The following is a 13269-nucleotide window of genomic DNA, read 5'->3' as shown; positions in this document are numbered from 1 at the left end:
AAGCAACAAATCCTCTGTTAGAGTTGCGCCAATTCGTCGCAAACTTGCAAAAAAGAGACCTATCCAAATGACCGATACACTTGGCGCCTGCCTCGCTCATCTGAAACTGCGTGACCCGGACCAGCCTGAATTCCATCAGGCGGCCGAAGAGGTCCTGTCCAGTCTGTGGCCGTTCCTCGAAGCCAACCCCAAGTACCTGAAAAGCGGCATCATCGAGCGCCTGGTCGAGCCCGAGCGGGTCATTCTGTTCCGCGTGCCGTGGGTCGATGACAAAGGTCAGGTACACGTCAACCGCGGCTACCGCGTACAGATGAGCAGCGCCATTGGCCCCTACAAGGGCGGCCTGCGCTTCCATCCGTCGGTCAACCTCGGTGTGCTCAAGTTTCTGGCCTTCGAGCAGGTCTTCAAGAATGCTCTGACCACCCTGCCGATGGGCGGTGGCAAGGGCGGCTCCGACTTCGACCCGAAAGGCAAGAGCGATGCCGAAGTAATGCGCTTCTGCCAGTCGTTCATGACCGAATTGTCGCGCCATATCGGTGCTGACCTTGACGTTCCGGCTGGTGATATCGGTGTCGGCGGCCGCGAAATCGGTTACATGTATGGCCAGTACAAGCGTCTGCGCAACGAGTTCACCTCGGTACTCACCGGCAAGGGCATGACCTACGGCGGCAGCCTGATCCGCCCGGAAGCTACCGGCTACGGCTGCGTGTACTTCGCCGAGGAAATGCTCAAGGAACGCGGCGACAGCTTCAATGGCAAGCGCGTAACCATCTCCGGCTCGGGCAACGTAGCCCAGTATGCCGCGCAGAAAGTCATGGAACTGGGCGGTCTGGTTATCTCGGTATCCGACTCCGGCGGCACCCTGTACTTCCCGCAGGGCATGAGCGAACAGCAGTGGCATCAGTTGATGGAACTGAAGAATGAAAAGCGCGGCCGCCTGCAGGAAATGACCGGCGACAACGCCGAGTTCCAGGCCGGCAAGACGCCGTGGCACCTGGCCTGCGACATCGCCCTGCCCTGCGCCACCCAGAACGAACTGAACGAACAGGACGCCAAAACCCTGGTCGCCAATGGATGCTTCTGTGTCGCCGAGGGCGCCAACATGCCGTCGACCCTGGAAGCCGTCGATGTATTTATCGAGAAGCGCATCCTGTTTGCGCCGGGCAAGGCAGCCAACGCCGGCGGTGTTGCCGTCAGCGGCCTGGAGATGAGCCAGAACGCCATGCGCATGCTGTGGACAGCCGGTGAAGTGGACGAAAAACTGCACAGCATCATGCAGTCGATCCATGCCGCCTGCGAGCGCTACGGCAAGGAAGAAGACGGCTTCATCAACTACGTCAAGGGCGCCAACATCGCCGGCTTCGTCAAGGTTGCCGACGCCATGCTGGCCCAGGGCATCGTTTGATAACCGGGCAGTAAAGACGGGTAAAAGGCGCTATAGTGCAGATCAGTCACTAACCGATTGCACAGGAGCACAGGCAGATGAGTGACGATCGACGCCGTTTCAGTCGCATCCCCTTTGATGCCCCCGTCATGCTGTCTGGCGACAACTGGCATTGCCAGGCTCGCCTGCTCGACATTTCCCTGCGCGGCCTGCTGGTTATCCGGCCGGCCGACTGGAACCCTGCTTACGGCAAAGCTCTTGTGGAAGCACGAATAGAGCTGTCTCCCGGCTGCCAGATTGTTATGCAAATCCGCCTGGCACACGCCGAAGACGACATGCTCGGTTTTCTCTGCGAACACATCGACCTCGATTCGATCAGCCACCTGCGTCGTCTGGTTGCCCTCAACCTCGGTGATGAAGCCCTGCTGGAGCGTGAACTGGGCGCACTGCTGTAGCTACTCGAAGATCGCCGACAGCGCCTGATCCAGCCTGGTAACCGGCACCACCGTCATGCCCTTCGGCGCCTCCTTGGGCGCATTCGCCGCCGGCACTATAGCGCGCTTGAAGCCGTGCTTGGCAGCCTCCTTCAGACGCTCCTGACCACTTGGTACCGGGCGTATCTCGCCGGACAGCCCTAGCTCGCCAAACACCATCAGATCCATCGGCAGCGGCCGGCTGCGCAGGCTCGACATCACCGCCGCCAGCAACGCCAGATCCGAGGCGGTTTCCAGCACCTTGACCCCGCCGACCACGTTGACGAACACATCCTGGTCGTAAGTCGCCACCCCGCCATGCCGGTGCAGCACCGCCAGCAGCATCGCCAGTCGGTTCTGATCAAGACCCAGAGTCACCCGCCGCGGATTGCCCAGATGACTGCTGTCGACCAGCGCCTGCACCTCCACCAGCATCGGCCGCGACCCTTCCCAGGTGGACATCACCACGCTGCCGGGAATCGGCGTTTCATAGCGCGACAGGAAGATCGCCGAAGGGTTGGCGACCTCCTTGAGACCCTTGTCGGTCATGGCGAATACGCCCAGCTCGTTGACTGCGCCAAAACGGTTTTTCACCGCCCGCAACAGCCGTAGCCGGCCGTCCGACTCGCCCTCGAAATACAACACGGTATCAACCATGTGCTCGAGTACCCGCGGGCCGGCCAGCGCGCCCTCCTTGGTCACATGCCCGACCAGAAAGATTGCCGTGCCACTCTGCTTGGCATAACGCACCAGCAGCGCGGCACTCTCGCGTACCTGGGCCACCCCGCCGGGTGCCGATTGCAACTGCTCGGTAAAGATGGTCTGGATCGAGTCCACCACCATCACCTTCGGCTGTTCCTGCCGGGCGGTGGCGATGATCGACTCGATACAGGTCTCGGTCATCACCTTCAAGCTATCCTCCGGCAGCCCCAGCCGTCGGGCGCGCATTGCCACCTGCTGCTGCGATTCCTCTCCGGTGACATACAGTGCCGGCATCGTCTGCGCCAGGCGACACAGGGTCTGCAGAAGGATGGTTGACTTGCCGATCCCGGGATCACCGCCAATCAGCACCACCGAGCCGGCCACCAGACCACCGCCGAGCACCCGATCCAGCTCCGACGAGCCGCTCGGCTGACGTGGCATTTCCTCGGTGGACACTTCGGCGAGGGTCTTCACTGTGGCTTGCTGGCCTGTCCAGCCGGCGGCCCGGGCTCCCGGACTACCGCCAGTCGGCGTAAGGTCAACGACTGTTTCCACCAGCGTGTTCCAGGCCTGGCATTCACTGCACTGACCCGCCCATTTGCTGAAAGTGGCCCCGCATTCCGTGCAACCGTAGAGTCGTTTCTGTCTGGCCATGCCCTGTGCTTCCAATAGAAAACGGCAACCATATTCATAGCCATGATTGCCTGATGACAGCATTCGCTTTGATCTATACTGCAGCCACTATTTTGCCCTCGGGAATCTCCACTGATGACTCCAGAAGATCTCAACATTCCACCCTGCAGCGCTTGCCAGAGCAGTGAGCCGCTCGGCTTCGAATTCAGCATGGCGTTCCAGCCGATCATTGACCTGCGCGACAACAGTCTGTTTGCCTGCGAGGCACTGGTACGGGGTACCGATGGCAGTGGCGCGGCGAGCATTCTGGCACAGGTCAACGCTGATAACCGCTACAAGTTCGACCAATCCTGCCGCGTCAAGGCGGTGGAGCTGGCCGCGCAACTGGGCATTGATAGCCATGTCAGTATCAACTTCCTGCCGAATGCGGTGTATCAGGCCGCCACTTGCATCCGTGCCACCCTGGAGGCAGCCCGCCGCTTCAACTTCCCGACCAGCCGTCTGATCTTCGAGATCACCGAAAACGAGAAACTGGTCGACAAGCAGCACCTGAAAAACATCATCGAGGAATACCGCCGGCAGGGCTTCAAGACCGCCATCGATGATTTCGGCGCCGGCTATTCCGGGCTAAATCTGCTGGCCGAGTTCCAGCCGGACATCATCAAGCTGGACATGGCGCTGATTCGTGACATCCACAAGGATCGGGTACGCCAGGCGATTCTCTTGGGCATTCTCGGCGTGTGTCGCACCCTTGACATCGAAGTGATCGCCGAGGGCATCGAAACCGTCGAGGAACTGGATTTTCTGCGCGACCAGGGTATCTATCTGATGCAGGGCTACCTGTTTGCCAAACCGGCCTTCGAGCAAGTCCCACCGGTAGCCTGGCCAGCCGCCGATGACTGAGGAAGACAAGGCATCCAACAAACAACGCAAGGCCGAACGCGAGCAGCTGCGCGAGGAACTGCTGGAAGCCCAGTTCGAGCTGAATCGCCAGCAAAAGGGGCCGGTGCTGCTGCTGATCAGCGGCAACGACTTCGCCGGCAAGGCTGAGGTCATCCACAGCTTTTATGAGTGGCTGGACAATCGTTACCTGCACACCCGTGCCTTTAGTCTGCCGCAAGGTATCGAGCGACGCATGCCGCGACTGTGGCGCTACTGGCGCACCCTGCCGCCCAGCGGCGAGCTGGGTTTCTATCTTGGCTCCTGGTATCACCAGCCGCTGATGCAGCTGAGTCGTGGCAAGCTGAGCAACAACCGTTTCCAGTCACAGATGCAGGACATAGCGCGTTTTGAACAGCTGCTCTGCGATGGCGGTGCTGCTGTACTGAAAATCTGGCTGCACCTGACCGACGACCAGCAGGACAAGCACCAACCGCCAGCACCGGCACTGCTTCGGCAAACGGTGGCAATGCGCGAGTGGGGTGATTTCAGCGCCGCCGACTATGAAAAGGTACGTGCCGGCGCCCGTCTGATGAGCGAGCTGACATCCACCGAGCGCGCGCCCTGGGTCAGGGTATCCGCCAGCGACCCGCATCAGCGAGACATGGAGATTGGCCAACTGGTACTGCAGACCATCCAGCACCACCTGCAATCAAAGGCTGCCGAGCCCGTGCCTGCAACATGGCGCAGTGCCGTCGACAATCGGCTGCAGCAACTGGATTACCAGCAAACGCTGGACAAGGCAGAATACCAGCGCCAACTGCAATACTGGCAAACCCGCCTGCGCAACCTGATGCAACACCCGCGATTTGCCCGGCGCAGCCTGTTGCTGGTGTTCGAAGGCAGCGATGCCGCCGGCAAGGGCGGCACCATCCGCCGGATCACCCAATGCATCGACCCGCGCCTGCTACGCGTACACGGTACCCGAGCACCGACCGACGAAGAACGGCGCATGCCCTACCTGTGGCGTTTCTGGCGACGCATACCGGCCCCCGGCAATGTCGTGGTATTCGATCGCAGCTATTACGGCCGGGTGCTGGTAGAGCGGGTCGAGGGCTTCTGCAGCGATGCGGACTGGCAACGCGCCTATGGTGAAATCAACGACTTCGAGCGCCAGCTCAGTGACAGCGGCACCCTGGTGATCAAGTTCTGGCTGGCAATCAGTGAAGAAGAACAGCTCAAGCGCTTCCAGGAACGCGAAGACTCCGCCGTGAAGCGCTACAAGCTGACCGAGGAAGACTGGCGCAACCGCAAGCGCTGGCCCGCCTATGTCGAGGCGATGAATGACATGCTGGAGAATACTTCCAGCGTTGACGTCCCATGGCATCTGGTGGTTTCCGAGGACAAGCGGCATGCACGCATCGAAACCCTGAAAATTCTCTGCCGGCAACTGGCCAGGGCGCTTGAATAAACACCCGGAAATAATTGGTTGCATTTATCCGAAAACGGCTATGATCGTCTGCACACCATGTGGTGTTGATCAACAAGGATAACCCGATGAAACTTCTGGATGAATTCAAGGCGTTCGCCATGCGCGGCAATGTCATCGACATGGCCGTGGGCATCATAATCGGTGCTGCCTTCGGCAAGGTGGTATCGAGCTTCGTCGCCAATATCATCATGCCGCCGCTGGGGCTACTGATCGGCGGCGTCGACTTCAGCGACTTGCGTGTGATCCTCAAGGAAGCCGAGGGCGAACTGGCTGCAGTCACGCTGGACTACGGCATTTTCATCCAGACGCTGGTGGACTTCCTGATCATTGCCTGGGCCATCTTCATTGCCATCAAGGTCATGAACAGCCTCAAGCGCAAGGAAGAAGCCGCACCGCCAGCACCGCCGCCTGGCCCGAGCAACGAGGAGCAACTGCTCGGCGAAATCCGCGACCTGCTCAAGCAGCGCAACGGCTGAGCCAGAGAACCCCGGTGCCCTGACCCCCTTGGATCAGGGCACCGGGTGGCATTCTGACGCACTCACTACGGCTGCTGGACAAACTGCTATGATTGCCGCAGGGATGAGCGGGCCATGGTGGCCGGCCAGCAGACGGATGCGGGCATTTCTATGAACACCAGTAATACTCCCGATTCGGCCTACTGCATTGCCCTGCAGCCTATCTGCGATGCACAGTTACGGCATGTGGCCGACGAAATGCTGTATCGCAGCCATGCCGGTGCAAGCCAGGCGATTATTGACAATCCCGTTACCAGCTCTGCCAGAGTTTGGAATACCGCATTCCACGAAATCGGCCTGGAAGCGCTGGTCGGTCAACGTGACCTTTACTTCAATGCACCCCGTGAGTGGCTGCTGGACCCTGACCTGCTACCCGCCGGCAGCGAGCAGCTGGTTATCGAGGTGCTGGAAAACATCAGTGTCGACCAGCCGCTACTGGAATCCCTGCAACGCTTGCGTACCGCCGGCTTCCGTATCGCGCTGGATGATTTCTGCCTGGATGATCAAAGCCGGCCCCTGCTGGCCCATGCCGATATCGTCAAGCTCGACATGCTGCAACCAGGCTGGGAAAACTGGCTTCCCGAAATCCGCGATCATGGCGTCACACTGCTGGCAGAAAAAGTTGAGCAGCCTGAGCTGTTCGAGCGTTGCCGCGATCTGGGTTTCTCGCTGTTTCAAGGCTATTTTTACGCTCGCCCGCAGGTTCAGGGAGACAGCCAGCGCAAACGCGCCAGCAACCACTCAGCCCAGATCCAGCTGCTATCCGCCCTCTATCAGGAAACCCCCGATCTGCAACAGCTGGAACGTCTGCTGGTTCAAGATCCACAACTCTGTATCTCCCTGCTGCGTCTGAGCAACTCGGCAGCCTTTCGTCGCTCGCGGGAGATATCCAGCATTCGCCAGGCATTGCAATTGCTCGGCACTCTGCGTCTTCGCAGCCTGGTGCTTACCCTGATGCTGGCCCAAAACGGCCCCGCCAGCCTGCTGATGCTGCCGAACCTGCTGATTCGTGCCGCTATGTGTGAAGACCTGGCCGGCTCGTTGACTGATGCAGACCCACATGCGGCGTTCACAGTAGGTGCTTTTTCGATGCTTGACCAACTGCTCGATGATGATCTGCCAAGCTTGCTGCAGAGCGCATCGCTTAGTGCCGAAATACGTACTGCCGTCCTGCAACAAACCGGCAAACTGGGCAAGATCCTCAAGCTGGTGCTAACGCACGAACAGGGACTGGCGAACCGTTTGTCCGCCAGTCTGCTGGAACGGGTCAATCACAGCTATCTGGTTTCGGCCAGCTGGGCTAACCGGCTGCTGGGCAGCCTCTGAGCATATGCTGTCTGACGGCCTTTAGGTGACAGATAAGCCAGGATTGATGCGCATCATGGCCTGTCCTGTTAAAAAACCGTCCAATACAAGCCGGTCATTGTTGATGGATGCCTTGCAATGCGCGCTATTCGCTTGTCCTTGTGGTTGATCATTGGCCTGCCTGTGTTGCTCTGGCTGCCCTTCGAGCAGATCCAGGGGCAGGGGTTCTTTGCCCTGCGTGGTTCAGTGGTGCAGCTGACCGGCCTGCTTGCACTCAGCTGCATGGCCGCGGCGCTGCTGCTGGCAATTCGGCCCCGCTGGCTGGAGCGGCCACTGAGTGGGCTGGACCGCATGTACCGGCTGCACAAATGGCTGGGTATCGCCGCACTGGTGCTTTCGGTGTTGCACTGGCTGGCGGCCAAGGGCCCGAAATGGGCAGTCGGCTGGGGCTGGCTGGAGCCACCGAAACGCCACGGACAAACGCAGCTGGAAGGTCTGCATGGCTGGCTCAACAGCCAGCGCGGGTTGGCCGAAAGCCTTGGCGAGTGGGCTTTCTATGCGCTGCTGTTGCTGGTAGCCCTGGCACTCTGGAAGCGCTTTCCCTACCGGCACTTTTTCCGGCTGCACCGGCTGCTCGGGCTGGTCTGGCTGGTACTGGTCTGGCATTCGCTGGTGCTGGCCAAATTCAGTTACTGGAGCACCCCGGTCGGCCTGCTGCTGGCCGGGCTGTTGCTGACCGGCAGCTTGGCTGCACTGGTTTCGCTGAGTGGGCGTATTGGTCTGGGACGGCGGGCTGTGGCCCGTATCGAGAACCTCGAGTACCACCCGGACAACCGAGTGCTGGGAGTGGCATTGCAGCTACTGAGTGACTGGCACGGACACCGCGCCGGGCAGTTTGCCTTTGTCACCTTCGATCCGGCCGAAGGGCCGCACCCATTCAGCATTGCCTCGGCCTGGCAAGGCGATGGCCAGCTGCGCTTTCTGATCAAGGGTCTTGGGGATTACACCAACACATTGCCGGACAGCCTGCGTAACGGTGATCTGGCTGTGGTCGAAGGCCCCTATGGCTGCTTTGACTTTAATGACGACTGCCCGACACAGGTCTGGGTGGCCGGCGGCATTGGCATAGTGCCCTTTATTGCCCGTCTGCGGGCACTGGCGGCGCAACCCGACGGGCGTCAGGTGACGCTGTTCTATTGCACCAATATGCCGGATCAGGGCTTTATCAACAGACTGCAGCAACAGGCAACAGAGGCTGGCGTACAATTGCAGGTGCTGGATACCCGGCTACAGACCAAGCTGGACCTGCCGACGATCCGGCAACAGGTGCCAGGCAGCCAAGCCGCCAGTCTTTGGTTCTGCGGCCCCAGCGGATTTGGCCAGTTGCTGCGCCGGCAGTTGCGTGACGAAGGCAGCCGCGGGCGCTTCCATGCCGAGTTGTTCGAGATGCGCTGAGGCTGTCGCTCAGCCATCCAGTTGCTGCAGCGCCTGCAGCAGGTCGGCAATCAGATCACCGGCCTCCTCAAGGCCAACTGACAGCCGCAACAGACCGTCGCTGATGCCACGGCGCCGGCGCTCATCGGCTGGCATATCATGGTGGCTGGTGGTACAGGGTTGTGTCACCAGACTCTCGACGCCGCCCAGGCTCGGCGCCAGCAGGAACAACTGCAGCGCCTCGGCCACTTGCCGCGCGGCTTCACCACTCTCCAATTCGATGCTCAGCATGCCGCCAAAACCGGACATCTGCCGGCAGGCCAGCGCATGCCCGGGGAAGTCTGGAAGTCCGGGATAGCAGACCTGGCGTATCCGTGGGTGACCCTGCAGCGCCATGGCCACGGCCAGTGCATTGGCATTGTGCAGACGCACCCTGGGCACCAGGGTACTCAAGCTGCGCGCCAGCAGCACGGCGGTCTCGGGCGCCGGCATCTGGCCCAGCGCCCGACGCCAGTCGGCCAGTGGCGCCAGCAGTTCGGCGCGTCCCAGCACCACACCGGCGGTCAGGTCACTGTGCCCGCCCAGGTACTTGCTGGCGCTGTGCAGCACCAGGTCGGCGCCGAGGGTCAGTGGCTGCTGGTTGACCGGTGTGGCGAAGGTATTGTCGATCGCCACCAACGCGCCGCAGGCCTGCGCCCGGCGGCTGATAGCGGCAATGTCCAGCAGCGCCAGGGTCGGGTTTGCCGGTGTCTCGAAGTACACCAACCGGTAGCCCTCGGCCAGCACCTGCTCAAGCTGCTCCAACTGTTCAGCGGCTAACAGGCGGTGGCGAATACCCAGCGCAACGCCCTGACGTTGCAGGAAGTCCTGGGTGCCGCCGTACAGGTCGCCGATACACAGCACCCCCTGCTGGCCGTGGGCAAAGAACAGACTGCTGATGGCCGCCATGCCGGCGCTGAACAGCACACCCTGTTCGGCCTGCTCAAGCGCTGCCAGGGTCTGTTCAACCGAGACGATGTTGGGATTGCCACCAAAGCGGGTATAGATGCAGCCGGGCTTTCGCCCCTCGACCACATCCAGCAGATCGGCGGTACTGTCATGCCGGAAGGCGGTGGTGTTGTAGAGCGGCAAACGCAGGGCGCCGTGCGGGTCACGCGGCTCCTGCGGATGAATGCAGCGGGTGGCCGGGGATACGGGCTTGTCAGTCATGCTGCCTCCGCTGGCTGATAGAAACAGGAGACCGCAGCCCGTTCATTGCCCGTGCAGGGCAGCAAACCACTGCAGATCCTCGGGACGGGTGATTTTCAGGTTATCGGCCCGGCCTTCCACCAGGCGCGGTGACTGCCCGGTCCATTCCAGCGCACTGGCTTCATCGGTAATCCGCACACCGGCGGCCAGGGCGGCGGACAGCGCCTGTTGCAACGGGCCAAGACGAAACATCTGTGGCGTGAAAGCCTGCCAAAAGCAGCTGCGATCCGGGGTGTCCAGTACCCGGCCATCGGCCCCGGCACGCTTCAGGGTGTCGCGCACCGGCACCGCAAGCAGGCCTCCGACCGGATCCTCAGCCAACTGCTGCAGCAAGCGCTGCAGATCGCTGTGCGCCAGATTCGGCCGTGCCGCATCATGTACTAGCACCCAGTCCTGCTCGGCGGCGCCCAGCCCGCGCAGGCGCTGCAAACCGGAAAGCACTGAGTCGGCACGCTCGGCACCGCCTGCGGCACGCTGAATGCGTGGATCCTTGGCACAGGGCAACTGCGGCCAGTAGGGATCATCAGCAGCCAGACAGACCACCAGCCCGCGCAGGTCGGGATGCGTGAGAAAGCAGTCGAGGGTATATTCGATCAGGCAGCGCCCGGCCACCTCAAGGTATTGTTTGGGACGGTCAGCGGCCATCCGTGCGCCGACCCCGGCCGCCGGTATTACCACCCAGAACGGCAGGCTCATTCGTTACTCAGCTGGAACAGCGTCTCGCCATCGCGGATCATCCCCAGCTCGTGGCGGGCACGCTCCTCAACGGTTTCCAGACCCTGCTTGAGTTCAACGACTTCCGCCGCCAGCACCCGGTTACGCTCTTCGAGCTGCTCGTTTTCCTGGCGCTGCTCGGCGATCTGCTGTTTCAGCTGCGCCACGTGGGCAAGGCTGCCCTCGCCGATCCACAGACGATACTGCAGGCCGGCCAGCAGGGCCAGCGTGACTATCCAGAGCCATTTCACGGTCGGGTGCCTGTGGGGTCAGAATGCCCCCTCGCACTGCTGCAAGGGGGCCGGGGCATCAGCCGCGGAACTCGGCACGACCCTTGTACGGCGCCTTGGCGCCCAGCTGTTCTTCGATACGCAGCAGCTGGTTGTACTTGGAAACGCGGTCCGAGCGGCACAGCGAGCCGGTCTTGATCTGGCCAGCGGCGGTGCCTACGGCCAGATCGGCGATGGTGCTGTCCTCGGTCTCGCCGCTGCGGTGCGAGATAACAGCGGTGAAACCAGCCGCCTTGGCCATCTGGATGGCTTCCAGGGTTTCGGTCAGCGAGCCGATCTGGTTGAACTTGATCAGGATCGAGTTGCCGATCTGCTCGTCGATGCCGCGCTTGAGGATTTTGGTGTTGGTGACGAACAGGTCGTCGCCCACCAGTTGCACCTTGGCACCGATCTTGTCGGTCAGCACTTTCCAGCCGGCCCAGTCAGACTCGTCCATGCCGTCCTCGATCGAGATGATCGGGTAGCGCTGGCTCAGACCGGCCAGGTAATCGGCAAAACCGCTGGCATCAAACACCTTGCCTTCACCAGCCAGATCGTAGTTGCCGTCCTTGTAGAACTCGCTGGAGGCGCAGTCCAGCGCCAGGGTCACGTCGTCACCCAGGGTGTAACCGGCATTGGCCACGGCCTCGGCGATGGCGCCCAAGGCATCCTCGTTGGAACTCAGGTTGGGGGCGAAGCCACCCTCGTCACCCACTGCGGTATTCAGACCGCGGGCCTTGAGTACGGCCTTCAGGTGATGGAAGATTTCCGCGCCCATACGCAGTGCGTCGGCAAAGGTCTTGGCGCCAACCGGCTGCACCATGAACTCCTGGATATCGACGTTGTTGTCGGCATGCTCACCGCCGTTGATGATGTTCATCATCGGCACCGGCATCGAGTACACGCCGGGGGTGCCGTTCAGCTCGGCAATGTGGGCATACAGTGGCATGCCCTTGGCCTGGGCGGCAGCCTTGGCCGCAGCCAGCGAAACTGCAAGGATCGCGTTGGCACCCAAAGTGGCCTTGTTCTCTGTGCCATCCAGTTCGATCATCGCCAGATCCAGGGCGCGCTGGTCGGTGGCATCGCGGCCCACCAGCAATTCACGGATCGGACCATTGACGTTGGCCACCGCCTTCAGCACGCCCTTGCCCAGATAGCGGCTCTTGTCACCGTCGCGTAGCTCCAGGGCTTCACGCGAACCGGTGGAGGCACCGGAGGGTGCGCAGGCGCTACCAATAATGCCGCCCTCAAGGATGACGTCGGCTTCAACAGTCGGATTACCGCGGGAATCGAGAACTTCACGTCCCTTGATATCAATGATCTTGGCCATGCTTGCTGAATGCTCCATTGGTTTGCAAAGGAAAATCGGGATTGCTCAGGCGGTTTCCAGCGGCGGGAAACCCTTGACCAGCTCGTCGAGTGCCTTGAGCTGGGTGAGGAAAGGCTCCAGTTTGTCCAGGCGCAGGGCACAGGGGCCGTCGCACTTGGCATTATCCGGGTCCGGATGCGCCTCGAGGAACAGTCCGGCCAGCCCCTGGCTGAGTCCGGCCTTGGCCAGGTCGGTGACCTGGGCACGCCGTCCACCGGCGGAATCACTGCGACCACCCGGCATCTGCAGGGCGTGGGTAACATCAAAAAACACCGGGTATTCGAACTGCTTCATGATGCCAAAGCCCAGCATGTCGACCACCAGATTGTTGTAGCCGAAGCTGGAGCCCCGCTCGCAGAGAATCAGCCGGTCATTGCCGGCCTCCTCGCACTTGGTGAGGATGTGCTGCATTTCCTGCGGCGCGAGAAACTGCGCCTTCTTGATATTGATCACCGCACCGGTCTTTGCCATAGCCACCACCAGATCGGTCTGGCGCGAGAGAAACGCCGGCAACTGGATGATGTCGCAGACCTCGGCCACCGGAACAGCCTGATGCGGCTCATGCACGTCGGTGATTACCGGCACCTTGAAGGTCTGCTTGATCTCCTCGAAGATCTTCAGACCTTCATCCAGCCCCGGACCGCGGAAGGAGTGGATGGAAGATCGGTTGGCCTTGTCGAAGCTGGCCTTGAACACGTAAGGAATCTGCAGCTTGCCGCAAACCTCGACATAGGTTTCGCAGATGCGCAACGCCAGATCACGCGACTCCAGCACATTCATGCCACCGAACAGCACAAAGGGCAGATCATTGGCGATGCGGATATTGTCGACGACGACGGTCTTGTTGCTCAT

General features: G+C 61.2%; 13 protein-coding genes. 7 read left to right on the top strand and 6 right to left on the bottom strand.

The annotated features are described in order from the left end of the window. Positions 1 to 67 precede the first annotated feature (67 nt). On the top strand, positions 68 to 1405 hold the full coding sequence (gene gdhA / locus BMZ23_RS04715; protein WP_093473430.1) for an NADP-specific glutamate dehydrogenase: 1338 nt from the start codon (positions 68 to 70) through the stop codon (positions 1403 to 1405). Positions 1406 to 1482: 77 nt separating this feature from the next. After that, complete coding sequence (locus BMZ23_RS04710) at positions 1483 to 1839, top strand: PilZ domain-containing protein (protein WP_093473428.1); 357 nt, start codon at positions 1483 to 1485, stop codon at positions 1837 to 1839. Here the strand turns inward: BMZ23_RS04710 and radA are convergent, their stop codons facing one another. Continuing rightward, entirely contained in the window at positions 1840 to 3213 is a 1374-nt protein-coding gene (gene radA, locus BMZ23_RS04705) for a DNA repair protein RadA (RefSeq protein WP_093473663.1), read from the bottom strand. It abuts the gene before it with no gap. 114 nt (positions 3214 to 3327) lie between these two features. On the opposite strand from radA, the gene BMZ23_RS04700 reads away from it, so the two are divergent. The 5 genes from BMZ23_RS04700 to BMZ23_RS04680 all read left to right on the top strand — a co-directional run bounded on the left by BMZ23_RS04700 (position 3328) and on the right by BMZ23_RS04680 (position 8838). Next, entirely contained in the window at positions 3328 to 4095 is a 768-nt protein-coding gene (locus BMZ23_RS04700) for an EAL domain-containing protein (RefSeq protein WP_218143565.1), read from the top strand. Continuing rightward, positions 4088 to 5542 (top strand): polyphosphate:AMP phosphotransferase, encoded by a 1455-nt coding sequence (gene pap, locus BMZ23_RS04695; protein WP_093473426.1) that lies wholly within the window; start codon positions 4088 to 4090, stop codon positions 5540 to 5542. The genes BMZ23_RS04700 and pap overlap by 8 nt, the downstream gene beginning before the upstream one ends. 86 nt (positions 5543 to 5628) lie before the next feature. After that, complete coding sequence (gene mscL / locus BMZ23_RS04690) at positions 5629 to 6039, top strand: large-conductance mechanosensitive channel protein MscL (RefSeq protein ID WP_093473424.1); 411 nt, start codon at positions 5629 to 5631, stop codon at positions 6037 to 6039. Positions 6040 to 6189: 150 nt separating this feature from the next. Beyond that, positions 6190 to 7404 carry an EAL and HDOD domain-containing protein gene (locus tag BMZ23_RS04685; RefSeq protein ID WP_177197216.1) on the top strand — a complete coding sequence of 405 codons (1215 nt, stop codon included), beginning with the start codon at positions 6190 to 6192 and terminating at the stop codon, positions 7402 to 7404. A gap of 117 nt (positions 7405 to 7521) precedes the next feature. Beyond that, positions 7522 to 8838 (top strand): ferredoxin reductase family protein, encoded by a 1317-nt coding sequence (locus BMZ23_RS04680; RefSeq protein WP_093473421.1) that lies wholly within the window; start codon positions 7522 to 7524, stop codon positions 8836 to 8838. A 9-nt stretch (positions 8839 to 8847) separates the two neighbouring features. Here BMZ23_RS04680 and BMZ23_RS04675 read toward each other — a convergent pair whose 3' ends face one another. From BMZ23_RS04675 to kdsA, 5 genes are read right to left on the bottom strand one after another with little or no spacing between them, the layout of a single operon-like run. Beyond that, complete coding sequence (locus tag BMZ23_RS04675; RefSeq protein WP_093473419.1) at positions 8848 to 10026, bottom strand: trans-sulfuration enzyme family protein; 1179 nt, start codon at positions 10024 to 10026, stop codon at positions 8848 to 8850. 42 nt (positions 10027 to 10068) lie between these two features. Next, positions 10069 to 10761, bottom strand: coding sequence for a 2-C-methyl-D-erythritol 4-phosphate cytidylyltransferase (gene ispD, locus BMZ23_RS04670; protein WP_093473414.1), 693 nt, complete (start codon positions 10759 to 10761; stop codon positions 10069 to 10071). Further along, complete coding sequence (gene ftsB, locus BMZ23_RS04665; RefSeq protein ID WP_093473411.1) at positions 10758 to 11030, bottom strand: cell division protein FtsB; 273 nt, start codon at positions 11028 to 11030, stop codon at positions 10758 to 10760. The genes ispD and ftsB overlap by 4 nt, the downstream gene beginning before the upstream one ends. A gap of 58 nt (positions 11031 to 11088) precedes the next feature. Continuing rightward, the gene (gene eno, locus BMZ23_RS04660) at positions 11089 to 12378 is read right to left on the bottom strand and encodes a phosphopyruvate hydratase (protein ID WP_093473408.1); all 1290 of its coding nucleotides are present in this window, start codon (positions 12376 to 12378) and stop codon (positions 11089 to 11091) included. A 45-nt stretch (positions 12379 to 12423) separates the two neighbouring features. Continuing rightward, complete coding sequence (gene kdsA / locus BMZ23_RS04655; RefSeq protein ID WP_093473405.1) at positions 12424 to 13269, bottom strand: 3-deoxy-8-phosphooctulonate synthase; 846 nt, start codon at positions 13267 to 13269, stop codon at positions 12424 to 12426.

Origin of the sequence: Halopseudomonas yangmingensis (genome assembly GCF_900114825.1) — a bacterium.
Taxonomy (GTDB): Bacteria; Pseudomonadota; Gammaproteobacteria; order Pseudomonadales; family Pseudomonadaceae; genus Halopseudomonas; species Halopseudomonas yangmingensis.
Note: the sequence above shows the minus strand (reverse complement) of the source record. Positions and strands in the feature narration are given on the sequence as shown.

Coding starts and splice junctions, on each gene's coding strand:
- gdhA (WP_093473430.1), top strand. CDS start 68: ATGACCGATACACTTGGCGCCTGCCTCGCTCATCTGAAACTGCGTGAC.
- pap (WP_093473426.1), top strand. CDS start 4,088: ATGACTGAGGAAGACAAGGCATCCAACAAACAACGCAAGGCCGAACGC.
- BMZ23_RS04680 (WP_093473421.1), top strand. CDS start 7,522: ATGCGCGCTATTCGCTTGTCCTTGTGGTTGATCATTGGCCTGCCTGTG.
- ispD (WP_093473414.1), bottom strand. CDS start 10,761: ATGAGCCTGCCGTTCTGGGTGGTAATACCGGCGGCCGGGGTCGGCGCA.
- radA (WP_093473663.1), bottom strand. CDS start 3,213: ATGGCCAGACAGAAACGACTCTACGGTTGCACGGAATGCGGGGCCACT.
- kdsA (WP_093473405.1), bottom strand. CDS start 13,269: ATGAGCAACAAGACCGTCGTCGTCGACAATATCCGCATCGCCAATGAT.
- BMZ23_RS04685 (WP_177197216.1), top strand. CDS start 6,190: ATGAACACCAGTAATACTCCCGATTCGGCCTACTGCATTGCCCTGCAG.
- BMZ23_RS04710 (WP_093473428.1), top strand. CDS start 1,483: ATGAGTGACGATCGACGCCGTTTCAGTCGCATCCCCTTTGATGCCCCC.
- mscL (WP_093473424.1), top strand. CDS start 5,629: ATGAAACTTCTGGATGAATTCAAGGCGTTCGCCATGCGCGGCAATGTC.
- BMZ23_RS04700 (WP_218143565.1), top strand. CDS start 3,328: ATGACTCCAGAAGATCTCAACATTCCACCCTGCAGCGCTTGCCAGAGC.
- BMZ23_RS04675 (WP_093473419.1), bottom strand. CDS start 10,026: ATGACTGACAAGCCCGTATCCCCGGCCACCCGCTGCATTCATCCGCAG.
- eno (WP_093473408.1), bottom strand. CDS start 12,378: ATGGCCAAGATCATTGATATCAAGGGACGTGAAGTTCTCGATTCCCGC.